The organism is Pseudomonas sp. LBUM1644, assembly GCF_059716195.1.
Map to the genome: position 1 here is coordinate 5,556,306 of NZ_CP166812.1, position 23,813 is coordinate 5,580,118.

Sequence of the window (23,813 nt, forward strand, 5' to 3'; positions counted from 1 at the left end):
CACCTTATTCAAACCTGTGCGATCCACTTACGATGGGTATGGATCGACATCAAAACCCCAAACGCTGACAGCAGCGTTACCAGCGAAGTTCCTCCGTAGCTAATGAACGGCAACGGCACCCCCACCACCGGCAACAGGCCACTGACCATACCGATGTTGACGAAAACGTAAACAAAAAACGTCATGGTCAGGCTGCCAGCCAGCAATTTGCCGAACAATGTCTGGGCCTGGGCGGTAATCACCAGCCCGCGACCGATCAACAACAGGTAAATCAACAGCAATGCGCAGATGCCCACCAGGCCGAATTCTTCGCCCATGACCGCGATAATGAAGTCGGTGTGGCTTTCCGGCAGGAAGTCGAGGTGCGATTGAGTGCCCAGCAACCAGCCCTTGCCGAAAACGCCGCCGGAACCGATGGCGGCTTTCGACTGAATGATGTTCCAGCCCGTCCCCAGCGGATCACTTTCGGGGTCGAGGAAGGTCAGGATTCGCTGCTTCTGGTAGTCGTGCATGATGAAGAACCACATCGCCACGGCGACTGGCACGGCGGCAGCCAGCACGCTGAGGATCCAGCGCCAGCGCAGGCCGCCCATGAACAAGACGAACGCACCACCGGCGAGGATCAGCAGCGAGGTGCCGAGGTCGGGCTGACGCACGATCAGGATGAAGGGCAGCCCGATCAGAAACAGACTGACGCCTACGTGCTTGAGCTGCGGCGGCAATGTGCGCTTGGACAAATACCAGGCGATGGTCGCCGGCATCAGGATCTTCATGAACTCCGATGGCTGGAAGCGGATCACCCCGGGAATATTGATCCAGCGCGTCGCGCCCATGGCGTTGTGGCCCATGACGTCCACTACCACCAGCAACAACACGCCGAGCACATAACCGACCGGCACCCAACGAGCCATGAAACGCGGCTCGAACTGGGCAATGACCACCATCGACACCAGGCCGATACCGAACGAAGTGGCTTGCTTGGCCAGCAGGTCCCAGCTCTTGCCGCTGGCCGAATACAGCACGAACAGGCTGCCCGCCGCGAGGGTCAGCAGCAGGATCAGCAAAGGGCCGTCGATGTGCAATCGTTGCAGCAGCGTCGCACGGCGACGCATCACATCCTCGCTGGAGAGCATGCGATCAAAATTATTCATCACGGGCAGTAGCCTCCGCAGTGGTAGGACTGGCGTACTCGGCTTTCAGTCGGCCGTCCTGGTCGAGGAGCCAGGCGTCCATGACTTGACGTACCACCGGGGCGGCGACACCGGAACCGGACTCGCCGTTCTCGACCATCACCGCCACCACGATTTGCGGGTTGTCGGCCGGCGCGAAGCCGACGAACAAGGCGTGGTCGCGGTGGCGCTCCTGGACCTTGGAACGGTCGTACTTCTCGCCCTGCTTGATCGCGACTACCTGGGCCGTACCACTTTTGCCGGCAATCCGGTATTGCGCGCCGATCGCGGCCTTGCGCGCCGTACCCCGGGCACCGTGCATCACCTGCTGCATACCGTGATTGACCTTGGTCCAGTCGGACGGGTCGCGCAGGATGATGTCGGGCATCGGATTCTCATCCTTGGGCCTCTCGCCTTCGACTGTCTTGGCCAAGTGCGGACGGTTCCACACACCTTTGTTGGCCACCAGCGCCGTGGCCTGGGCCAGTTGCAACGGAGTCGACTGCATGTAGCCCTGGCCGATCCCCAAAATCAGGGTCTCGCCCGGGAACCACGCCTGACGACGGGTTGCACGCTTCCATTCCCGCGACGGCATCAGTCCCGGGGATTCTTCGAACATGTCCAGGGACACTTTCTGGCCGATCCCGAACTTGCCCAGGTACGTCGACAACCGATCGATCCCCAGCTTGTGGGCCAGGTCATAGAAGTAGGTGTCGTTGGAGCGCATGATCGCCGTGTCCAGATCCACGTAGCCGTCGCCGGTGCGGTTCCAGTTGCGATATTTGTGATCGTAATTGGGCAACATGTAGTAACCGGGGTCGAAGACCCGGGTCGACGCGGTGACCACGCCCGAATCCAGGCCGGCAATCGCCACCGCCGGCTTGATGGTCGAGCCTGGCGGGTACAGGCCGCGCAGTACGCGGTTGAACAGTGGCCGGTCAATGGAATCGCGCAGCTCGGAATAAGCCTTGAAGCTGATGCCGGTGACAAACAGGTTCGGGTCGAAACTCGGCTGGCTGACCATCGCCAGCACTTCGCCGGTTTTCGGGTCCAACGCGACCACCGCGCCGCGGCGACCACCGAGTGCGGTTTCGGCGGCTTCCTGCAATTTGATGTCCAGGCTCAGGACGATGTCCTTGCCGGAAATCGGCTCGGTACGCTTGAGCACCCGCAGCACGCGGCCACGGGCGTTGGTCTCGACTTCTTCGTAACCGACCTGACCGTGCAATTCCGGCTCGTAGAAGCGCTCGATGCCGGTTTTGCCAATTTGATGGGTGCCGCTGTAGCTCACCGGGTCCAGCGTCTTGAGCTCTTTCTCGTTGATCCGCCCCATGTAGCCCACCGAGTGCGCAAAGTGCGCACCCTGCGGGTAATGACGAACCAGTTGCGCGACCACTTCCACCCCAGGCAGGCGGAACTGGTTCACCGCGATTCGCGCGATCTGTTCTTCGGTCAATTCGAACAGGATCGGCACCGGTTCGAACGGCCGGCGCCCCTGGCGCATGCGCTTCTCGAAAATCACCCGGTCCTCGGGCGTCATCTCCAGCACTTCGACGATCACGTCGAGCACTTGCTGCCAGTCGCCTGAGCGCTCGCGGGTCATGCTCAGGCTGAAGCTGGGCCGGTTATCGGCCACCACCACGCCGTTGCGGTCGAAAATCAACCCGCGAGTCGGCGGAATGGGCTGCACATGGACGCGGTTGTTTTCCGACAGGGTCGAGTGATACTCGTACTGGATCACCTGGAGGAAATACAGGCGCGCGATCAGCACACCAATCAGCGTCACGACCGCAATGGCCCCGAACACGACGCGGCCACGCACCAGACGGGCGTCTTTTTCGTGGTCCTTGATGCGGATCGGCTGGGACATGAGGGCAGAACTACTTGTGGTAAGGGTGGCCGGACAGAACTGTCCAGGCACGGTACAACTGTTCGCCGATCAGGATGCGCACCAACGGATGCGGCAACGTCAACGGCGACAATGACCAACGCTGATCGGCCCGCGCACAGACTTCCGGCGCCAGCCCTTCGGGGCCGCCGACCATGAAATTGACCGTGCGCGAGTCCAGCCGCCAGCGATCGAGTTCGACCGCCAACTGCTCGGTGCTCCAGGGCTTGCCATGGACTTCGAGGGTGACGACGCGCTCGTTCGGCCCGACCTTGGCCAGCATGGCTTCGCCTTCCTGACGGATGAAGCGCGCCACGTCGGCGTTCTTGCCACGGGTGTTGAGCGGTATTTCCACCAGTTCCAGCGCCAGCTCGGACGGAAGACGCTTGGCATACTCATGCCAGCCTTCTTCCACCCATTTGGGCATGCGTGAACCGACGGCGATCAGTCGCAGTCGCACAGCGGTCCCTTATTGCTGGTCTTTGTTGAGCTTGACGAAGTGCTCATGGGTGTTTTCCGGGCTGTGGTGAGCAGCGTTCAGAGCACGGCTCTGCTCTGCACCGGACCACAGACGCTCGAGGTCGTAAAACTGACGAGCCGAGGCGGTCATCATGTGCACGATGACGTCGTCCATATCCAGCAGGACCCAGTCGCTGTCGCCCTTGCCTTCTTCACCCAAAGGCTTGACGCCCTGAGCCTTGACCGCTTCGCGGACCTTGTCCAGCATCGCGCCGATCTGGCGGTTCGAAGTACCCGTGGCGATGATCATGAAGTCAGTGATGCTCTGCTTTTCACGAACGTCGATGACCTGGATGTCCTGGCCCTTGACGTCTTCCAGGGCCGCAACGGCAACCTTGACCAGTTCTTCGCCGCGCAGCTCAGGGCCGGTTTGAGCCTCTACTGGCAACGGGGCGCTCTTGAACGTGCCTTTGCGCTTTACTTTAGTTACGTCTTTGTCAGTCATATAAAACTCGTTTTGCTCGTATGTTCGGGCGCTTCAATACACGTCATTTCGTGCCTGGAAGCATGCCCTCTTTTCAGTTCGACGCACGGTAGAGACCGTGCGCATCGATGTAGGCCAGGACCGCGTCGGGCACCAGGAAACGTACCGACTTACCGCTGGCCAGCAGTTGACGGATCTGGGTGGCGGATACCGCGAGCGGCGTCTGCCAGACGAATGCAATCTGTCCGCTCGGCCCTTTGAGGGCCAGCGGGTCGCTCACCGAGCGCGCTGCCAGCAGGTTGCGCAAGGCATCCGGCGGTTCGCTGTCGGCATCCGGGCGTTGCAGCACCAGGATGTGGCAATGCTGGAGCAACTCTTCCCAGCGGTGCCAAGTGGGCAGGCCGCAAAATGCGTCCCAGCCCAAAAGTAGAAAAACCTGGTCTTGAGCAGCCAGTTCGGCGCGCATCAATTCCAGGGTATCGATGGTGTAGGACGGCTTGTCCCGCTGCAATTCGCGGGCGTCCACCACCAACGGTGCCACACTGGCCACCGCGCACTCGACCATCGCCAGACGGTCTTTCGCCGACACCTGCGGCGTATCCCGATGAGGCGGCCTGGCACTGGGTGTCAGACGCAATTCATCGAGCGCCAGCGATTCGGCGACTTCCAGCGCACTGCGCAAATGGCCAATGTGCACCGGGTCGAACGTCCCGCCCAGCATGCCGATACGGCGAGGCGCGGGTTCGCTGCCGGATACCGGGGACGGCGCTTTTAGGTCGCCCAAGTCAGACCGTCGCCTGGCCGCGCAATTGGCCATCACCGACCACGATGTACTTCTCGCAGGTCAGGCCTTCGAGACCGACCGGTCCGCGGGCGTGCAGCTTATCAGTAGAAATACCAATCTCGGCACCCAATCCGTATTCGAAACCATCGGCGAAGCACGTCGGCGTGTTGATCATCACCGATGCCGAATCGACTTCAGCCACGAAACGCCGGGTGTCGCCCTGGTGTTCGCTGACAATCGAGTCAGTGTGATGGGAGCCGTACTTATTAATGTGCTCGATGGCCTGGTCCAGTCCGTCGACCACACGGATCGAGAGAATCGGCGCCAGATACTCGGTGTTCCAGTCTTCTTCAGTAGCCACAGCAGCATCGATGACGGCCCGGGTGCGTTCGCAACCGCGCAGTTCGACGCCTTTTTCGCGGAACTGTGCTGCCATCGCCGGCAAGAAATCTTTGGCAACGATTTGATCGACCAGCAGCGTTTCCATCGCGCCACAGATGCCATAACGGTACGTCTTGGCATTGAACGCGATGCGCTGGGCTTTCGGCAGATCGGCGTGGGCACTGACGTACACGTGGCAAATGCCGTCCAGATGCTTGATCACCGGCACGCGGGCATCGCGGCTGACCCGCTCGATCAGGCCCCGGCCACCACGGGGCACGATGACGTCGACATATTCAGGCATGGTGATCAGCGCGCCAACGGCGGCGCGATCGGTGGTTTCAACCACTTGCACCACGGCGGCCGGCAGGTCGGCCTCGGCCAGACCGCGCTGGATGCAGGCGGCAATGGCACGGTTGGAATGAATCGCTTCGGAACCGCCACGCAGGATGGTCGCGTTGCCGGACTTGAGGCACAGGCTGGCGGCATCGATGGTCACGTTGGGACGGGATTCATAGATGATCCCGATCACGCCCAGCGGCACGCGCATCTTGCCGACCTGAATCCCCGACGGCCGGTAGCTCATGTCGCGGATCGCGCCCACAGGGTCCGGCAGTGCCGCGACCTGACGCAGGCCGACGATCATGCCGTCGATCCGCTCTGGCGTCAGCGCCAGGCGTTCGAGCAGTGCCGGCTCAAGGCCATTGGCGCGGCCAGCGGCCAAATCCCGTTCATTGGCAGCCGTCAGCTCGGCGCGTGCAGCGTCCAGCGCATTGGCAGCAGCCTGCAAGGCGCGGTTTTTCTGCGCGGTGCTGGCACGGCCGATGACGCGAGAAGCCTCGCGGGCAGCGCGACCCAAGCGGGTCATGTAGTCAAGAACGGACTCAGTCATTGTCGGTGGCGGTCTTTGCTAAGGTCTTGGTAAAGAGTAAAGCGGCAGATTATAGCTGTCGCGTACCGGGACTAACAGCGGTGACGGGCGGATGGTCGAAATGGAGGGCAATTTGCCGACGTTCAGCCGTGATTAAGCTGCAAATTGTTATCATCAGCGCTCAATCAGCCCTGATAAACGCCGTTCATCATGACTAACCTGTCTGTTCGTGCGTCTGCTGCGAGCCTGCCCAAGGCACTCCCGGACGCGTTTTTCGACCGAGACGCGCAAACCCTGGCGCGGGATTTACTCGGCAAAGTCATCCGGCACCGGGTAGGCGAGCTGTGGCTCAGCGCGCGGATCATCGAAACCGAAGCCTATTACTTCGAAGAAAAAGGCAGCCATGCCTCCCTCGGCTACACAGAAAAGCGTAAGGCTTTGTTTCTGGATGGCGGTCACATCTATATGTATTACGCCCGCGGAGGCGATTCGCTGAACTTCAGCGCCCAGGGTCCCGGCAATGCGGTACTGATCAAATCCGCCTATCCGTGGGTCGACGAGTCAAGCGGACCAGCGAGCCTGGCGCAGATGCTGCTGAATAACCCTGATGCACAGGGTCGCCCTCGCCCGTCTCAAAAACTGTGTGCCGGGCAGACGCTGCTGTGCAAGGCGCTGGGTTTGAGGGTGCCGGTGTGGGATGCCAAGCGTTTCGATCACGAAGCGCTGTTGGTGGAAGATGTTGGCGCGGTCCCGGGCCACATCATTCAGACCACACGACTGGGCATTCCCCATGGGCGCGACGAACACTTGATGTACCGCTTCGTCGATGCCGCCTACGCGCCGTATTGCACGCGGAACCCGTTGCGACGGGGGCAGGTCGAAGGTCGCGATTATTTTTTGCTGTGAACACAATCCCCTGTAGGAGCTGCCGAAGGCTGCGATCTTTCAAGATCAAAAGATCGCAGCCTTCGGCAGCTCCTACAGGGGATCAATCAATAAGATGGAGTTGTTTTTATGGGCCCATGGCTCGATAGCGTGACCGGTTGGTTGACGGTCAACCCGCAATGGCTGGCGGCGGCGGTGTTCCTAGTGGCCTTCGTGGAGTGCCTGGCAATTGCCGGGCTGATCGTGCCCGGCACGGTGTTGTTGTTTGCCGTCGCGGTGCTGGCCGGCAGCGGTGCGCTGTCGTTGAGCGAAACATTGCTGCTGGGATTCGTCGCTGGCGTGCTGGGCGACGTGGTTTCGTATTTCATCGGGCGACATTTCCACCAGAACATCCGGCGCCTGCCAGGCTTGCGCCATCACCCGGAATGGATCGCCGGTGCCGAGGCGTATTTCCAGCGCTATGGCATCGCCAGCTTGTTGGTCGGGCGCTTTATCGGTCCACTGCGGCCGATGCTGCCAATGGTTGCAGGGATGTTCGACATGCCGTTCCCGCGCTTCGTCGCCGTCAGCCTGCTGGCCGCCGCGGGCTGGAGCGTTGCCTATCTGCTGCCGGGCTGGGCCACGGGTGCAGCGATTCGCCTGCCGTTGCCGGAGGGTTTCTGGCCTGAGGCCGGGATTGTCGCCGGCAGTATTGCGGTGATGGTGGGATTGAGCGTGACTAGCAGCCTGCGCCAGCATCGCAAAGCGACGATGCTGATTGCCGGCATGAGCTTTCTGATTTTGGCGGGATTGTTTATCGGCTATCCCTACTTGACCGCCCTCGACCAGGGCGTGATGACACTGGTGCAAGAGCACCGCAGCCCGATGCTCGATGAAGTGGCGATCGTCTTCACGCTAATCGGCGAGTTCCGCAACATGCTGATGTTCAGCGCCCTGGTGACCGGTTTGTTATTGGTCACCCGGCAATGGCGGCAAGCGATTTTCGCCGGTAGCACTTTGCTCTGCACCGCTTTAGGCAACACCGTGACCAAACACTTCTTCGCCCGCATGCGCCCGGAAGTGCTGAGTGATCCGCTGGCCACCTACAGCATGCCCAGCGGCCACGCCTCGGGCTCTTTCGCGTTGTTTCTGACGCTCGCCGTCCTGGCTGGACGCGGGCAACCGCCGCGGATGCGCCTGACCTGGTTGCTGCTGGGTTGTTTGCCGGCACTGACGATTGCGTTGTCGCGGGTGTACCTGGGCGCGCACTGGCCGACGGATGTGCTGGCCGGTGCAATGCTGGCGGCGTGTGTTTGCGCGGCGAGCCTCTGGCTGAGTCAGCGCCAGACGCCACTCAACGCCATGCCGACCAGGGTCTGGTGGCTGGTGTTGCCTGCATTGGTGGCGCTGTTCGGATTCTTCGCGCTGCGGCATTTGCCCCATGCGATGTTGAGATACGCCTATTAATGCCGAATCACGCGTAGCAGCTGCCGAGCCTGCGAGGCTGCGTTCGAGGACGCAGTCCTCGCAGGTATTTGCGAAAATCCTTACGACGGCTTCGCCGCCGGACGCAGCCTCGCAGGCTCGGCAGCTGCTACAGGCTGCGATCTTTTAGGGTTCGTCAGGCAAACAACTCGCCCTGCAACTCATCCAGCAATGCCTGGATCGCATCCAGTCGCTGCTGCGGATCATCGAGTTGCAGCAGGTCTATCTTGTCCACTTCGGCAAACGGCAACAGGTACGCCAATTGATTGGCCAGTGATTGCTGCCCGGTCGCTTCGGTGCCCATGTTCAGCGCTTCGACCATCGGGTGTTCGGCCAGGGCCTTGAGCAAGGCGACCAGGTCGGCGTCCTCGTCTTGCAGCGGTTGCTCCGGCTCGTCTTCCAGCCACTCGACCTCGGCGACGGTCAGGTGGTCGCGCTGCACCTCGGTATGTAACACATGAAATCGCCGCCCACCCTGCACCCGGATCCCCAGCAAGCCATTGTCTTGCTGTTTGAAATCAGTGATCAGCGCTTCACAGCCGACCAGCGCATAACCGGCCGGGGCGATGCCGACCTCTTCACCGTCGAGAATGCACACCACGCCGAAGCCACCGCCCTGTTTCATGCAGCGACTGATCATGTCCAGGTAGCGCGCCTCGAAGATCTGCAAGTCGAGGATGCAGCCTGGAAACAGCACCGTGTTCAGCGGAAAAAGCGGCAAGCTCATAGACATTTCCTTACACCACCATCGACACGGCCAAGGGCAGGAACACCGCCGTGGCCACGCCCATCAGACTCATCGCCAGCGCCGCAAAGGCGCCGCACTCTTCACTTTCCTGCAACGCCACTGACGTGCCGACCGCGTGGGCTGTCATGCCCAGGGCCATGCCGCGCGCCTCGGGACTGTGGACACCCAGCCGGGTCAGCAGACTCGGGCCGAAGATCGCCCCGATCACCCCGGTGATCAACACAAACACGGCTGCCAGCGCCGCGACACCGCCAATCTGCTCGGCCACCAGCATGGCGATCGGCGATGTCACTGATTTTGGCGCCATGGTCATCAGGATCATGTGTTCGGCGCCGAACGACCAGCCCAGCAACACGCCCAGCCCGGTGGCGACCACACCGCCTACCACCAGCGTAGTAAATATCGGCCAGAACAACTGCCGAATCCGTCGCAGATTGAGGTACAGCGGCACTGCCAGCGCAACAGTGGCCGGGCCGAGCAGGATGCTGAGGATCTCGGTGCTCTTGCGGTATTCGGCGTAGGTCAGGCCGCAGCCCACCAGCACTCCGATCACCAGCAGCATGGAAACCAGCACCGGCTGCAGAAACACCCAGCGGGTTTTCTCGAACGCCGCCAACACCAGTTGATAGGCGCCGAGGGTGATGCCGATGCCGAACAAGGGATGATGAATCACTGACGCCCAGGCGCCCTGCCAGTCGAAGGTCATTGGCCGTCCTCAGGATGAACATGGCGCTTGATCAGACGCTGCATCAGCACGCCGACAAACGACAGGGACAGCACCAGTGACAACACCAGCGCGCCGACGATGGCCCAGAAATCCGCAGCGATGTCTTTGGCATAGACCATCACGCCCACGGCAGGCGGCACCAGCAGCAACGGCAGGTAACGCAGCAGGCTGCTGGCCGCGAGGTTCAGCGGTTCGCCGACCTGACCACGGCTGATCAAATACACCAGCAGTAGCAACAGGCCGATGATCGGCCCCGGCAACACCGGCAAAAACAAATGGTTGATGGCTGTGCCCAGCAATTGGAACAGTACCAGCCAGGTCAAACCTCGTAACAACATCTGTCATCTCCCGCAGAACCCGTCACCCGCAGTGGCGGGCCGAGCATTATAAGCATGCCAACGCTATAGACCGGCATTCGCCATAAGCATGGTCAGTTGACCTGAGCCATTTGCCATGTTGATCTAAAGTGGTAATCCGGGAGGTCAAATCCCCCCACCTCAAAACTAAAAATACCGATGAACCCAAGGAGAGTCTCAATGCCCTATGTTCCCGCTGCAGAGCTCAAAGATTATGTCGGCAAGGAACTTGGACGTTCCGAATGGCTTACCATCGATCAGGAGCGCATCAACCTGTTCGCCGAAGCCACTGGTGACTATCAGTTCATCCACGTCGACCCGGTCAAAGCCGCGCAAACGCCATTTGGCAGCACTATTGCACACGGTTTCCTGTCACTGTCGCTAATCCCGAAACTGATGGAAGACATCCTCATCCTGCCTGAAGGCCTGAAGATGGTGGTCAACTACGGCCTCGACAGCGTGCGATTCATTCAGCCAGTGAAGGTCAACTCGAAAGTACGGCTCAAGGTCGACCTGACCGAAGTCACCGAGAAAAAGCCCGGCCAATGGCTGCTCAAAGCCACCGCCACGCTTGAAATCGAAGGTTCGGACAAACCGGCGTACATTGCCGAGCCACTGTCCCTCTGCTTCGTGTAAACCCTCCCGGATGCGAAGCAGCTCACGCTGTTTCGCGACCTCTATCTATATCTAAGTCATAGAGCTGCGGCATACTCGGTCGCCTAATTGCCCGGATCCCGCTATGCGCCCACTTGCCCTCCTCGCTTTGACCCTGATGCTCACCGCGTGCGGCGACGGCGAATCGCTGTTGTCCCCTGACGCCCGCCTTCCGGACGGCGGACGCTATCGCGGTGATCTGGTCGACGGGTTGCTGCAAGGCCAGGGCCGCATCGACTACCCGAACGGCAGCTGGTACGCCGGCGACTTCGACAAGGGCCAATGGCATGGCCAGGGCGAATGGCACGGCAGCAATGGCGAGGTCTATCGCGGCCAATTCAATCAGGGGCTGTTCGACGGCCAAGGCGCACTGACGACCACCGGCAGCAGCTACACCGGCGGTTTCAAACTCGGTCGACGCGAGGGTGAAGGCACCCTCAAAGAAAACGGCATGACCTACCGCGGCGAATTCAAAGCCGACCAGTATTCAGGGCTCGGTCGTCTCGAACTCGACGACGGCAGCTCGTATGAAGGCCAGTTTGCCCACGGCAAACCCAATGGCGAAGGCCAGCGCGGCGATGCCAGCGGCAATCTGTTCACCGGGCATTTCGTCAACGGTCAGCTGGAAGGCAACGGCACATTCAACAGCGCGGACGGCGACATCTACGTCGGCGGTTTCAAGAACAATCAATTGCACGGCAAGGGCCGCTACGAGAACGCCGATGGCGATGTCTGGCTGGGCCAGTTCAAGGAAGGATCGCTGAACGGCAAGGGTGAGTTGATCGGCGCGGACGGCAGTCATTACATCGGCCAGTTCAGTGACTGGCGCTTCACCGGCCCGGGTCGGTTAAACCTGCCTGACGGCAGTTTCTACATCGGTCAATTCGACAATGACAGCTATTCCGGTCGCGGCACCCTGGTGCTGACTGACGGCACCGTGCAAAGCGGGACCTGGATCAATGGCCAGCGCGTCCGTGACGCCGACGGCAAATTACTGCCCGACTCCCTGGAACTGGGGTTGCTGGCCCAGGGCCGCTTGCTCGACGATGCCCTGTTCAACGTGCCGGCCTCGACCTCGGCGGTAGAGCTGTACACCTTGACCCTCGGCGGTGACGGCAAGCAGAGCGTGTTTCTGCGCGAATCCGATTACGTCAGCAACATGCTCGCCAGCCGCTTCGGCGCATTTGGCCAGATCCGCCTGGTGAACCATCGCGATCACCTGATGGACCGCCCCATGGCCACCCGGGAAAACCTGCGTCGCGCCGTCCTGACCCTGGCCGAGCGCAGTGGCCCGGAAGACTTGATCTTCATCTACCTGACCAGCCACGGCACCAGCGAACACGAACTGGTGCTCGATCAGCCTCGCATGGAATTGTCCGACCTGCCGGCCGACGAACTCGCTGCCGTCCTCGCACCGTTGAAAAACCGCGACAAAATCGTGGTGATTTCGTCCTGCTACTCCGGCGGGTTCATCCCGGCCCTCAAGGACGAGCGCACCCTGATCATGACCGCTTCGCGCGCCGACCGGGTGTCCTTCGGCTGTTCCGAAGAAGCCAATTTCACCTACTTCGGCGACGCGCTGTTCGCCCAGGCATTGAACCAGACGGACGATCTGGAACAAGCCTTCAAGCTGGCCAAGGCCACGGTTGCCGAGCGTGAGCTGGCGGACAACTTCGAAGCCTCCGAGCCACAGATCTGGGCACCGAAAACCGTGCTCTCCCACTGGCAGCTGTTGCGCAAGCAGCAAGCACGAAAGGCATTGCAAAGTGCCGCCATCAGCAGCAAGGATTCAAAGAGCAACTAAGCTGAATAGTATCAAGGGGGAAACACTATGTACTTGACGCCTCAGCACGTATTGCTTGCCGGAGCTACCGGTTTGACCGGTGAACACCTGCTTGATCGCCTGCTCAACGAGCCAACGATTTCAAGGGTATTGGCGCCCTCACGCCGACCACTCGCCGAGCACCCCCACCTGGAAAACCCGGTCGGCGACCCGGCCGTGTTCCTGCCGCAACTCAATGGTCGCGTCGACATCGCGTATTGCTGCCTCGGCACGACCATCAAGCAAGCCGGCTCGGAACAGGCGTTTCGCGCCGTCGACCTGGACATGGTGGTGGCTTTCGCCAAACGAGCCCGGGAAATGGGCGCACGGCACCTGATCGTGATCAGTGCCCTGGGGGCGGATCGCAGGTCCTCGGTTTTCTATAACCGGGTCAAAGGCGAGATGGAACACGCATTGCGGGCGCAGAACTGGCCGCAACTGACCATTTGCCGACCTTCGCTGCTGCTGGGCGAGCGCCTCGAACCGCGTACCGCCGAGCAATTCGCCGGACCATTGTCGCGCTTGATTCCCGGCAAATACCGCGGCATCGAAGCCTGCCAACTGGCCCGCGCCATGTGGCGGCTGGCGCTGGAAGAGCAGGATGGGGTCAGGATTGTCGAGTCGGATGAATTGCGCAAGCTCGGCAAGTAATCCTGCGGCGCCTGACTTGACGCCTTCGCGGGCAAGCCTCGCTCCTACAGGTCAGATGCATGCCTTGAAATGATGCATAACCTGTAGGAGCGAGGCTTGCCCGCGAAGGGCGCGACACCGATTCAGGTCGAACGCTACAACCCGCCCGACGCCTGAAAACTGACCCCGATCACCGTTAAAACCGACAACGGCAACAGCAACGTGTCGAGCAACGCGCTGGCCGGCAGGTCCACGCCCGGATAGCTCGGCGCTTCTGCACCGAATCGGTCCTTGGCACAGCAACCGCCGTTCATCGCATACAAATCCAGCCGCGTGCCGGCGTACACCAACGGCGCTCCAGGCTTGGAAGCATCAAGCGTACGCGCCGTGGCGCACCCGGCCAATTGCAACGCCAGGACAATCGCCAGTAGCTTATTCATCGCTGGTCAGATGGTGCTCGCCCCAGCGCGGCAGCATGTCTTGTGGAATGTTCAGCACATTGAGAATCCGCGCCACAACGAAGTCGACCAGGTCGTCGATGGTTTGTGGCTGATGATAGAAACCGGGCGAGGCCGGCAAAATCGTCACACCCATGTTCGACAACTTGAGCATGTTTTCCAGGTGAATGCTCGAATAGGGCGCTTCACGGGGTACCAGAATCAGCTGACGCCGCTCCTTCAGCGTCACGTCGGCGGCGCGCTCGATCAGGTTGTTGCAGGCACCGGTCGCAATGGCCGACAAGGTCCCGGTGGAACACGGCACCACCACCATCGCCGCCGGCGAGCCGGAGCCCGAGGCCACCGGCGACATCCAGTCTTCCTTGCCGTAAACCCGAATCTGCCCGGCTTCAGCGCCGGTGTATTCGCTGAGGAAGGCTTGCATCATCTGCGGCTTGGGCGGCAGCGTGACGTCCGTTTCGGTAGCCATCACCAATTGCGCCGCCTTGGAGATCAGGAAGTGCACTTCGCGATCTTCACGCACCAGGCAGTCGAGCAGGCGCAAACCGTACTGGGCGCCGGAAGCACCGGTCATCGCCAGCGTGATGCGTTCCGGGCCGTTGTTCATTGCAGTGCCTCGGCGAGTTTGCCATGCAGGCCGCCGAAGCCGCCGTTGCTCATGATCACCACGTGGGTGCCGGGCTGGGCCTGGCTTTTCACCCGTTCGATGATGCCTTCAAGCGAATCGCTGACGATCGACGGCACCGTGCACAGCGCGGCGGTGCCGGCCAGGTCCCAGCCGAGGTTGGGTGGCGCGTACCAGATCACCTGATCGGCATCGACCACGCTTTCCGGCAAGCCGTCGCGGTGAGCGCCAAGTTTCATGGAGTTGGAACGCGGCTCGATAATCGCGATCAACGGCGCATCGCCGATGCGTTTGCGCAAGCCATCAAGGGTGGTGGCGATGGCCGTCGGGTGGTGGGCAAAGTCGTCATAAATGGTGATGCCACGCACTTCCGCGACTTTTTCCATACGGCGCTTCACGCTTTTGAAGACGCTCAGCGCGGCGATGCCCAGGGAAGGCACAACGCCGACGTGGCGAGCCGCCGCCAATGTCGCCAGGGCGTTAGCGACGTTGTGCTGACCGGTCATGTCCCAGTCGACCACGCCTTGATTGACGCCTTCAAACATCACTTCGAACTTCGAGCCGTCTGCGCTCAGCAACTTGACCTGCCACTGACCACCGGCACCGGTGGTTTGCACCGGGGTCCAGCAGCCCATCTCGATCACGCGCTGCAACGCCGGTTCGGTGGTCGGGTGGATCACCAGGCCTTCACTCGGGATGGTGCGCACCAAATGGTGGAATTGCCGCTCGATGGCTGGCAGATCGGGGAAGATGTCGGCGTGATCGTACTCCAGGTTATTCAGGATCGCCGTGCGCGGGCGGTAGTGAACGAACTTGGAGCGCTTGTCGAAGAACGCACTATCGTACTCGTCGGCTTCGATCACGAAGAACGGAGTGCCGCCCAGGCGGGCCGACACGGAAAAGTTCTGCGGCACGCCGCCGATCAGGAAACCCGGGCTCATGCCCGCGTGTTCCAGCACCCAGGCGAGCATGCTGCTGGTGGTGGTTTTGCCGTGAGTACCCGCGACCGCCAGCACCCAGCGACTTTGCAGCACGTGATCCGCCAGCCATTGCGGGCCGGAGACGTACGGCAGGCCTTTGTTCAATACGTACTCGACCGCCGGGTTGCCGCGAGACATGGCGTTGCCAATCACCACCAGGTCCGGTGCCGGATCGAGCTGTGCAGGATCGTAGCCTTGAGTCAACTCAATGCCCTGCGCCTCAAGCTGAGTGCTCATCGGCGGATAGACGTTGGCATCGGAGCCCGTCACGTGATGGCCCAGCTCTTTGGCCAGAACCGCCATCGAACCCATGAAAGTGCCACAGATACCAAGAATATGAATGTGCATAGTCGACCTCGTAAAACATGGCCGCAGGTTAGCGTAGGGAGGGGAAAATCGCACCTTGTGTTTCGGTCTCTCTGACGCCATTCGCGAGCAAGCCCGCTCCCACATTGGTTCTCCTGTGAACACAGAGAATGTGAACACCACCAATCAAATGTGGGAGCGGGCTTGCTCGCGAATGGCCGCGACACGGTTTACCGTGCGATACCGTGTTTACGCAGCTTCCGGTAAAGGGTGTTTCTACTGACGCCAAGCTGTTCCGCCGTATGCGTCATATGCCAACGCGTCTGTTCCAGCGCATTGAGCAACGCCAGCCGCTCGGCATCCTCCAGCGGATGCTCAGACGGCTCTTCAACGGTCACCACCGGTGCCGGCCGGGTCTGTCGAATCATCGCCGGTAAATCCTCCAGACCGATCCGCCCGCCGTCGCACAACGCCGCCAATGTCCGCAGTACATTGCGCAATTGCCGCACGTTACCGGGCCACGCGAAGCCCAACAAAGCCTGGCGGGCCGGTTCATCTATCAGCACCGCCTCCCCTGCCGCCTCTTCAGCCAGCAAAAAGTCGAGCAGCTGGGATTTATCGCTGCGCTCACGCAACGCTGGCAAACCGATCTCCAACCCATTGAGCCGGTAATACAAATCTTCGCGGAAGCTGCCATCCTGCACTCGCTCCAGCAAATTGCGGTGAGTGGCGCTGATGATCCGCACATTGACCGCCTCCGGCTCGCCGCCAATCGGCACCACCTGACGATCTTCCAGCACCCTTAACAGCCGCGTCTGCAGTGCCAGCGGCATGTCACCGATTTCATCGAGGAACAACGTCCCGCCATCGGCCTGCTGCAACTTGCCGCGCATGCCTTCCTTACGCGCGCCGGTAAAGCTGCCGCCGCGATAGCCGAACAGTTCGCTCTCGATCAGGCTTTCAGGAATCGCCGCGCAGTTGAGGGCAACGAACGCTTTTTCAGCGCGCTGACTGGCTTGATGCACGGCTTTGGCGAAGGCCTCTTTGCCGGATCCGGTTTCGCCATTGATCAACAGCGGCACGTCCCGTTCAAAGACTCGCAGGGACTTGCGGAAATCTTCCTGCAAGGCAGCATCGCCAATACAGATGCCCGACAAGCGCGGGCGCTCAGCCATCGCCGGGCGTTGAACCACCGGCACCGGAATGCTGCGCGGCTGGCCCCGCAGCACGGCAAACAGACTGCGCCCGTCTCGGGTTCGCAACGGCCAACTGGCGCTGGCATTCACACTCGCGCGGCCGAGCAAGTCATCCAGCGAGCAATCGAAAAATGCCTCCACCGGTTTGCCCAACAATCCGCCGCGAACATGCCCCAACAGATTCAGCGCGCTCTGGTTGACCGCACTGATCAGCCCTTCTCCGTCGAACGCCAGCAACCCCTCGCTGAACAGCCCCACGGATTCGGCCTGCAAGTGAAAGCGCAGCAACCATTGATTGTCGAAATAACGCAGGAAATAGCAGCTCTCGATCATCTTCGCCGACAGATTGACCAGGGCCATGGTGTGGAACTGGCTCTGCCGCGAAACATCATGGCGCGCCGACGATACGTCGAGCACCGCCAGCAGTTCGCCGTGCGGATCGAACACCGGGCTTGCGGAGCAGGTGAGGCCGGTGTGGCGGCCGCGAAAATGCTCATCCTGATGAATGGTCAGCGACTGCCGCTCCACCAGGCACGTGCCGATGCCGTTGGTGCCTTCGCACGCCTCGCTCCAGTCGGCGCCAAGCCAGAGGCCGGCGCGTTCGAAAATCTTCCGTTCTGCAGGCGCGGTGACGCAGTTGAGGATCACCCCGCGCGCGTCGGTCAGCAGCACCGCGTGGCCAGCGCCGGAAAGTTGCTGATGAAGACTGGCCATTTCGTTGCCGGCAATGTGCAGCACTTGCTGCAAGCGCTCGCGGCTTTCCAGTACGCGGCCATGCTCCAGCACTGTCGGCGGCATGGTCAGCGCCGGGTCGAGATGATAATCCTCAAGACAACGCAGCCAGGAACGGGCAATCGACGGATCGCTGCCGGGACCGTGCAGGTGGGATTTGCCCTGGGTCACAGTCAGCACTTGCCGGGCATGGCGACTTAAATGGTTGTCGTGCATTTCTTATTATTCTCCCCGAGCGGTCTACATCGCCCCTGTAGGAGCTGCCGAGTGAAACGAGGCTGCGATCTTTTGATTTTGCTTTTAAGAACAAGATCAAAAGATCGCAGCCTCGTTTCACTCGGCAGCTCCTACAGGGGTCATGCAGCAGCCATTCATCTGTGAGTACCGAGCATCCTCCAGCCTAGCCTGCATTACAATGCTGGCAAGACCACCCAGTCACAGGGTGTGGCACAAGCGGTACAAAGTGTCACGGGGGCTGTACCAAAAGCGTTGCAGGCGCTGCCCGCCCGTCCGACACAAACCGCGCAAGGCCTTGATTTGCCTGACCTGCAAGGCAGTGGCCCGACCTTTGCTCTACGCTTATAGCAAGCGCTCATGCGCTCTCCCTTATAAGCACAAAAGCCAAGGAGAAATCACCATGCGTTACGCTCACCCCGGTACTGAAGGCGCTATCGTTTCGTTCAAGAGCAAATACGGTAACTACATCGGCGGCGAGTTCGTCGCGCCTGTTAAAGGTCAGTACTTCACCAATACCTCGCCAGTAAATGGCCAACCGATTGCCGAATTCCCGCGCTCCACGGCCGAAGACATCGATAAAGCCCTGGACGCTGCCCACGCGGCTGCCGATGCCTGGGGCGCCACGTCCGCCCAGGCGCGCTCGCTGGTGCTGCTGAAAATCGCCGACCGCATCGAACAGAACCTCGAAGTGCTGGCGATCACCGAATCCTGGGACAACGGCAAAGCCGTACGTGAAACCCTCAACGCCGACATTCCGCTGGCTGCCGACCACTTCCGCTACTTCGCCGGTTGCATCCGTGCCCAGGAAGGCAGCGCCGCCGAAATCGACGGCAACACCGTGGCCTATCACATCCATGAACCGCTGGGCGTGGTCGGGCAGATCATCCCGTGGAACTTCCCGATCCTGATGGCCGCCTGGAAACTCGCCCCGGCACTGGCGGCCGGTAACTGCGTGGTGCTCAAGCCTGCCGAGCAAACGCCGCTGGGCATTACCATGCTGATGGAGCTGATCGGCGACCTGCTGCCGCCGGGCGTGCTGAACGTGGTGCAAGGCTATGGCAAAGAGGCCGGTGAGGCCTTGGCCACCAGCAAACGCATCGCCAAGATCGCCTTCACCGGCTCGACCCCGGTCGGCTCGCACATCATGAAATGCGCCGCGGAAAACATCATTCCGTCCACCGTGGAGCTGGGTGGCAAGTCGCCGAACATCTTCTTCGCCGACATCATGCAAGCCGAAGAAACCTTCATCGAAAAAGCTGCAGAAGGCCTGGTGCTGGCATTCTTCAACCAGGGCGAAGTCTGCACCTGCCCGTCTCGCGCACTGGTGCAAGAGTCGATCTACGACGACTTCATGAAAGTGGTGATGAAGAAAGTCCTGCAGATCAAACGTGGCGACCCGCTGGACACCGACACCATGGTCGGCGCCCAGGCGTCGGAGCAGCAATTCGACAAAATCCTTTCGTACCTGGAAATCGCCAAGGGCGAAGGCGCCGAGTTGTTGACCGGCGGCAAAATCGAAAAACTCGAGGGCAACCTGGCGACCGGGTATTACATCCAGCCGACCCTGCTCAAGGGCACCAACAAAATGCGCGTGTTCCAGGAAGAAATCTTTGGGCCGGTGGTAAGCATCACCACCTTCAAGGACGAAGCCGAAGCCCTGGCCATCGCCAACGACACCGAGTTCGGCCTGGGCGCCGGTCTCTGGACCCGCGACATCAACCGCGCCTACCGCATGGGCCGCGCCATCAAGGCCGGTCGTGTCTGGACCAACTGCTACCACCTGTACCCGGCGCATGCGGCGTTCGGCGGGTACAAAAAATCCGGCGTCGGTCGTGAAACCCACAAAATGATGCTCGATCACTATCAGCAGACCAAAAACCTGCTGGTGAGCTACGACATCAATCCGTTGGGGTTCTTCTAAACCATCCGACTGTAGGAGCTGCCGCAGGCTGCGATCTTTTGATCTTTGCTTGTCGGTAGCTCCCGTCGTCTGATTGAAAAGATCGCAGGCTTCGCCAGCTCCTACAGAGATGGCTTTCCAAACCATTCACCAAGCATCGCCCTGCCGCTCTGGCATGGGCTTTGCGTGCCCGTTCCACACACAAAACGTCGTACCTGAAAGTCCAACAGATCAAACAATAAAAAGACAGCGAGGACTTATGACTTCTTCTACACAGCTCAAACCCACACTCGGCACCCTGCATCTATGGGGCATAGCCGTCGGCCTGGTGATTTCCGGCGAATACTTCGGCTGGAGTTACGGCTGGGGCACCGCAGGCACCCTGGGTTTCCTCGTCACCGCGTTGATGGTGGCGACGATGTACACCTGCTTCATCTTCAGTTTCACCGAATTGACCACTGCGATTCCCCACGCAGGCGGGCCGTTTGCCTACAGCCGGCGGGCCTTTGGCGAAAAAGGCGGATTGATCGCCGGCATCGCCACCCTGATCGAATTCGTCTTTGCGCCCCCGGCGATTGCCATGGCCATCGGCGCCTACCTTAATGTGCAATACCCGGAACTTGATCCCAAGATTGCCGCCGTTGGTGCTTATTTTGTCTTCATGGGCCTCAATATTCTCGGCGTCAGCATCGCCGCCACCTTCGAATTGGTGGTCACCGTACTGGCCGTTGCCGAATTGCTGGTGTTCATGGGGGTGGTTGCGCCGGGCTTCAGTTTCAGTAACTTCGTGCTCAACGGCTGGTCAGGCTCCAACGAATTCACCGTGGCCTCGATCCCGGGCATCTTTGCGGCGATCCCGTTTGCGATCTGGTTCTTCCTCGCCATTGAAGGTGCCGCCATGGCCGCCGAAGAAGCCAAGGACCCCAAACGCACAATTCCCAAGGCCTACGTTAGTGGCATCCTGACCCTGGTGTTCCTGGCGATCGGCGTGATGGTGATGGCGGGCGGTGTTGGTGACTGGCGTCAGCTGTCGAACATCAACGATCCGCTGCCCCAGGCGATGAAAGCGGTGGTCGGCAATAATTCGAGCTGGATGCACATGTTGGTCTGGATCGGCCTTTTTGGCCTGGTGGCGAGTTTCCACGGGATCATCCTCGGGTACTCGCGGCAGTTCTTTGCGCTGGCCCGTGCCGGTTACCTGCCTCGTTCGCTGGCCAAACTGTCGCGTTTCCAGACGCCGCACCGCGCCATCCTGGCGGGCGGCGTGATCGGTATCGCGGCGATTTACAGCGATGGTCTGGTCAACCTGCAAGGCATGACACTGACGGCGGCGATGATCACCATGTCGGTATTCGGCGCCATCGTGATGTACATCATCAGTATGCTGAGCCTGTTCAAGCTGCGTAAGACCGAACCCAACCTGGAACGCTCATTCCGTGCACCGGGCTACCCGATCGTGCCGGGGATTGCGCTGTTCCTGGCGGTGGTTTGCCTGATAGCAATGGCCTGGTTCAACACGCTGATCGGGTGTGTGTTCCTTGGTTTCATGGCGGCCGGTTACTTGTATTTCCAACTGACCGCCAAACAGCGCTTCGATGCACCGGCGGATGCGATGCTCGAAGGCGTCTGAACTTGCCCTGTAGGAGCTGCCGCAGGCTGCGATCTTTTGATCTTGATCTTAAAAGACAAGATCAAAAGATCGCAGCCTGCGGCAGCTCCTACAGGGGTGTATTTGAGTTATTGATTGGATCAGGAGGACACCATGGCCACATTCGCCCACTCCATCGGCGCCCGGACTTTCCGCTTCGAGAGCCTCAAGGAAGTCATGGCCAAGGCCAGCCCGGCACGCTCCGGAGACTTCCTGGCCGGCGTAGCCGCGCTCAATGATGGCGAACGCGTGGCCGCGCAGATGGCCCTGGCTGACATCCCGCTGGCTCATTTCCTACAGGAAGTCCTAATTCCATATGAGGCCGATGAAGTCACCCGACTGATCATCGACACTCACGATAAACAGGCCTTCGCCGTCGTCAGCCACCTCACCGTCGGTGGTTTTCGCGACTGGTTGCTCAGCGATGCCGCCGACGAACAGAGCCTGCGCGCCCTCGCCCCCGGCCTGACCCCGGAAATGGCGGCCGCCGTGTCGAAAATCATGCGCGTGCAGGACTTGATATTGGTGGCGCAGAAAATCCGCGTGGTCACTCAGTTTCGCGGCACGATGGGCTTGCGCGGTCGTTTATCCACGCGCCTGCAACCCAACCACCCCACCGACGAACCGTCCGGCATCGCCGCGAGCATCCTCGACGGCCTGTTGTACGGCAACGGCGACGCCATGATCGGCATCAACCCGGCCACCGACAGCATCGCGTCGATCTGCGCCATGCTGGAAATGCTCGACGCGATCATCCAGCGCTACGAAATTCCTACGCAAGCCTGCGTCTTGACCCACGTCACCACCTCCATCGAAGCGATCAATCGCGGCGTACCGCTGGACCTGGTGTTCCAGTCGATCGCTGGCACGGAGGCGGCCAATGCCAGTTTCGGCATCAACCTGAACGTCTTGCAGGAAGGTTACGACGCCGGCTTGAGCCTGAATCGCGGCACGTTGGGCCAGAACCTGATGTATTTCGAAACCGGCCAGGGCAGTGCCCTGTCAGCCAACGCCCACCACGGCATCGATCAACAGACTTGCGAAACCCGCGCCTACGCCGTGGCGCGACATTTCAAACCGTTTTTGGTGAACACGGTCGTAGGATTCATCGGCCCGGAATACCTCTACAACGGTAAGCAAATCATCCGTGCCGGCCTGGAAGACCACTTCTGCGGCAAACTGCTGGGCGTACCGATGGGCTGCGACATTTGCTACACCAACCACGCCGAAGCCGACCAGGACGATATGGATACCCTGCTGACCCTGCTGGGCGTGGCCGGGATCAACTTCATCATGGGCATCCCCGGCTCCGACGACATCATGCTCAACTACCAGACCACTTCGTTTCATGACGCGCTCTATGCCCGACAAACCCTGGGCCTCAAACCCGCGCCGGAGTTCGAACAGTGGTTGGCGAAAATGGGCATCTTCACTCAGGCCGACGGCAAGATTCACTTCGGCGACAGCCTGCCGGCGGCCTTCCGCCAAGCGATGGGGCAACTGGGATGAGTGTTGAAATGGATAAAACACCCGCTGATCCAGAGAACCCGTTGCTGGAACTGCGCCGACTGACACCGGCGCGGATCGCCCTGGGTCGAACGGGTACCAGCATGCCGACCAGCGCCCAGCTGGATTTCCAGTACGCCCACGCCGAGGCGCGGGATGCGGTGCACTTACCGTTCGACCATGCCGGGCTCAGTGCGCAACTGACCGAACGCGGACGCAGCAGTTTGTTGCTACACAGCGCCGCCACGGACCGGAACAGTTATTTGCAACGCCCTGATTTGGGGCGAAAGTTGAGCAGCGAATCGGCGCAGACGTTGCGCGATTACGCGTTGGCCAACCCCGGCGGCATTGATCTGGCGATTGTCGTTGCCGATGGGTTGTCGGCGCTGGCCGTTCATCGCCATACCCTGCCGTTTCTGGCGCGGATGGAAGATCAGATTGTGGGGGACGGCTGGTCCGTTTCACCGGTCATTCTGGTGGAACAGGGTCGGGTCGCCGTCGCCGACGAAATCGGTGAGTTACTCGGCGCGAAGATGGTGGTGATCCTGATCGGCGAACGCCCAGGGCTCAGCTCCCCAGACAGCCTGGGACTGTATTTCACCTATAATCCCAAGGTTGGGCTGACCGATGCCTATCGCAACTGCATCTCCAACGTTCGTCTCGAAGGACTGAGTTACGGGATGGCGGCACACCGCTTGCTGTATTTGATGCGAGAAGCCTGTCGTCGGCAGCTGTCTGGCGTCAATCTGAAGGACGAGGCACAAGTTCAGACGTTGGCGTCGGACGCAGGTGCAGACATGAAAGGTAATTTCCTACTGGGTCCGTCGGATGCCTGAATCGTTTCCGCATTGCGTTTCTCATTCGATTTCAGGCAGGATCGAAACACGGCTGCCCGAGCGAGAA

Annotated in this window: 22 protein-coding genes; 9 read left to right on the forward strand and 13 right to left on the reverse strand. The window is 60.6% G+C overall.

All coding sequences use genetic code 11. The features are described 5' to 3' along the window. Window positions 1-8: 8 nt before the first annotated feature. The 6 genes from rodA to ACA052_RS25510 form a co-directional block, all read right to left on the reverse strand. The gene (gene rodA / locus ACA052_RS25485) at window positions 9-1,112 is read right to left on the reverse strand and encodes a rod shape-determining protein RodA (protein ID WP_461988785.1); all 1,104 of its coding nucleotides are present in this window, start codon (window positions 1,110-1,112) and stop codon (window positions 9-11) included. Between the two features lie 31 nt (window positions 1,113-1,143). Further along, window positions 1,144-3,039 (reverse strand): penicillin-binding protein 2, encoded by a 1,896-nt coding sequence (gene mrdA, locus ACA052_RS25490; RefSeq protein WP_497647317.1) that lies wholly within the window; start codon window positions 3,037-3,039, stop codon window positions 1,144-1,146. A 10-nt stretch (window positions 3,040-3,049) separates the two neighbouring features. Then, the gene (gene rlmH, locus ACA052_RS25495; protein WP_007937439.1) at window positions 3,050-3,517 is read right to left on the reverse strand and encodes a 23S rRNA (pseudouridine(1915)-N(3))-methyltransferase RlmH; all 468 of its coding nucleotides are present in this window, start codon (window positions 3,515-3,517) and stop codon (window positions 3,050-3,052) included. Window positions 3,518-3,526: 9 nt separating this feature from the next. Then, on the reverse strand, window positions 3,527-4,021 hold the full coding sequence (gene rsfS, locus ACA052_RS25500; RefSeq protein ID WP_497647318.1) for a ribosome silencing factor: 495 nt from the start codon (window positions 4,019-4,021) through the stop codon (window positions 3,527-3,529). A gap of 73 nt (window positions 4,022-4,094) precedes the next feature. After that, the gene (gene nadD, locus ACA052_RS25505) at window positions 4,095-4,817 is read right to left on the reverse strand and encodes a nicotinate-nucleotide adenylyltransferase (protein WP_497647319.1); all 723 of its coding nucleotides are present in this window, start codon (window positions 4,815-4,817) and stop codon (window positions 4,095-4,097) included. After that, window positions 4,786-6,057 carry a glutamate-5-semialdehyde dehydrogenase gene (locus tag ACA052_RS25510; protein ID WP_497647320.1) on the reverse strand — a complete coding sequence of 424 codons (1,272 nt, stop codon included), beginning with the start codon at window positions 6,055-6,057 and terminating at the stop codon, window positions 4,786-4,788. The genes nadD and ACA052_RS25510 overlap by 32 nt, the downstream gene beginning before the upstream one ends. 189 nt (window positions 6,058-6,246) lie before the next feature. Between ACA052_RS25510 and ACA052_RS25515 the strand changes: the two genes are divergently transcribed. Both ACA052_RS25515 and ACA052_RS25520 read left to right on the forward strand, forming a co-directional pair. After that, complete coding sequence (locus ACA052_RS25515) at window positions 6,247-6,942, forward strand: DNA-3-methyladenine glycosylase (protein WP_497647321.1); 696 nt, start codon at window positions 6,247-6,249, stop codon at window positions 6,940-6,942. A gap of 108 nt (window positions 6,943-7,050) precedes the next feature. Then, window positions 7,051-8,367 carry a bifunctional DedA family/phosphatase PAP2 family protein gene (locus ACA052_RS25520; RefSeq protein WP_497647322.1) on the forward strand — a complete coding sequence of 439 codons (1,317 nt, stop codon included), beginning with the start codon at window positions 7,051-7,053 and terminating at the stop codon, window positions 8,365-8,367. 154 nt (window positions 8,368-8,521) lie between these two features. Here ACA052_RS25520 and ACA052_RS25525 read toward each other — a convergent pair whose 3' ends face one another. From ACA052_RS25525 to ACA052_RS25535, 3 genes are read right to left on the reverse strand one after another with little or no spacing between them, the layout of a single operon-like run. After that, a complete protein-coding gene (locus ACA052_RS25525; protein ID WP_497647323.1) occupies window positions 8,522-9,112 on the reverse strand; it encodes an LON peptidase substrate-binding domain-containing protein in 591 nt (196 codons plus the stop codon). A gap of 10 nt (window positions 9,113-9,122) precedes the next feature. Further along, a complete protein-coding gene (locus ACA052_RS25530) occupies window positions 9,123-9,839 on the reverse strand; it encodes an LrgB family protein (RefSeq protein ID WP_497647324.1) in 717 nt (238 codons plus the stop codon). Then, complete coding sequence (locus ACA052_RS25535) at window positions 9,836-10,198, reverse strand: CidA/LrgA family protein (protein WP_497647325.1); 363 nt, start codon at window positions 10,196-10,198, stop codon at window positions 9,836-9,838. Before ACA052_RS25535 ends, ACA052_RS25530 begins: the two co-directional genes overlap by 4 nt. Before the next feature lie 198 nt (window positions 10,199-10,396). Here ACA052_RS25535 and ACA052_RS25540 point away from each other — a divergent pair, with 198 nt between their 5' ends. The 3 genes from ACA052_RS25540 to ACA052_RS25550 all read left to right on the forward strand — a co-directional run bounded on the left by ACA052_RS25540 (window position 10,397) and on the right by ACA052_RS25550 (window position 13,343). Further along, the gene (locus tag ACA052_RS25540; RefSeq protein WP_497647326.1) at window positions 10,397-10,852 is read left to right on the forward strand and encodes a MaoC family dehydratase; all 456 of its coding nucleotides are present in this window, start codon (window positions 10,397-10,399) and stop codon (window positions 10,850-10,852) included. 103 nt (window positions 10,853-10,955) lie between these two features. Continuing rightward, window positions 10,956-12,674 (forward strand): C13 family peptidase, encoded by a 1,719-nt coding sequence (locus ACA052_RS25545; RefSeq protein ID WP_497647327.1) that lies wholly within the window; start codon window positions 10,956-10,958, stop codon window positions 12,672-12,674. Between the two features lie 27 nt (window positions 12,675-12,701). Then, window positions 12,702-13,343 carry an oxidoreductase gene (locus ACA052_RS25550; RefSeq protein WP_497647328.1) on the forward strand — a complete coding sequence of 214 codons (642 nt, stop codon included), beginning with the start codon at window positions 12,702-12,704 and terminating at the stop codon, window positions 13,341-13,343. Between the two features lie 134 nt (window positions 13,344-13,477). Here the strand turns inward: ACA052_RS25550 and ACA052_RS25555 are convergent, their stop codons facing one another. The 4 genes from ACA052_RS25555 to ACA052_RS25570 all read right to left on the reverse strand — a co-directional run bounded on the left by ACA052_RS25555 (window position 13,478) and on the right by ACA052_RS25570 (window position 17,835). After that, window positions 13,478-13,762, reverse strand: a complete 285-nt coding sequence (locus tag ACA052_RS25555; protein ID WP_497647329.1) for a YceK/YidQ family lipoprotein — start codon at window positions 13,760-13,762, stop codon at window positions 13,478-13,480. Continuing rightward, the gene (gene ubiX / locus ACA052_RS25560; RefSeq protein WP_497647330.1) at window positions 13,755-14,387 is read right to left on the reverse strand and encodes a flavin prenyltransferase UbiX; all 633 of its coding nucleotides are present in this window, start codon (window positions 14,385-14,387) and stop codon (window positions 13,755-13,757) included. Before ubiX ends, ACA052_RS25555 begins: the two co-directional genes overlap by 8 nt. Beyond that, window positions 14,384-15,733, reverse strand: coding sequence for a UDP-N-acetylmuramate:L-alanyl-gamma-D-glutamyl-meso-diaminopimelate ligase (gene mpl, locus ACA052_RS25565; RefSeq protein ID WP_497647331.1), 1,350 nt, complete (start codon window positions 15,731-15,733; stop codon window positions 14,384-14,386). Before mpl ends, ubiX begins: the two co-directional genes overlap by 4 nt. Window positions 15,734-15,921: 188 nt before the next feature. Next, window positions 15,922-17,835 carry a sigma-54-dependent Fis family transcriptional regulator gene (locus ACA052_RS25570; RefSeq protein ID WP_497647332.1) on the reverse strand — a complete coding sequence of 638 codons (1,914 nt, stop codon included), beginning with the start codon at window positions 17,833-17,835 and terminating at the stop codon, window positions 15,922-15,924. A 421-nt stretch (window positions 17,836-18,256) separates the two neighbouring features. Between ACA052_RS25570 and exaC the strand changes: the two genes are divergently transcribed. From exaC to eutC, 4 genes are all read left to right on the forward strand, one after another. After that, window positions 18,257-19,777: an acetaldehyde dehydrogenase ExaC gene (gene exaC, locus ACA052_RS25575; RefSeq protein WP_497647333.1), complete on the forward strand. Its 1,521-nt coding sequence runs from the start codon at window positions 18,257-18,259 to the stop codon at window positions 19,775-19,777. Window positions 19,778-20,015: 238 nt separating this feature from the next. Next, a complete protein-coding gene (gene eat, locus ACA052_RS25580; protein ID WP_497647334.1) occupies window positions 20,016-21,386 on the forward strand; it encodes an ethanolamine permease in 1,371 nt (456 codons plus the stop codon). Window positions 21,387-21,518: 132 nt separating this feature from the next. Continuing rightward, entirely contained in the window at window positions 21,519-22,913 is a 1,395-nt protein-coding gene (locus tag ACA052_RS25585) for an ethanolamine ammonia-lyase subunit EutB (RefSeq protein ID WP_497647335.1), read from the forward strand. 8 nt (window positions 22,914-22,921) lie between these two features. Beyond that, window positions 22,922-23,746: an ethanolamine ammonia-lyase subunit EutC gene (eutC, locus tag ACA052_RS25590; protein ID WP_497647336.1), complete on the forward strand. Its 825-nt coding sequence runs from the start codon at window positions 22,922-22,924 to the stop codon at window positions 23,744-23,746. Window positions 23,747-23,813: the final 67 nt, after the last annotated feature.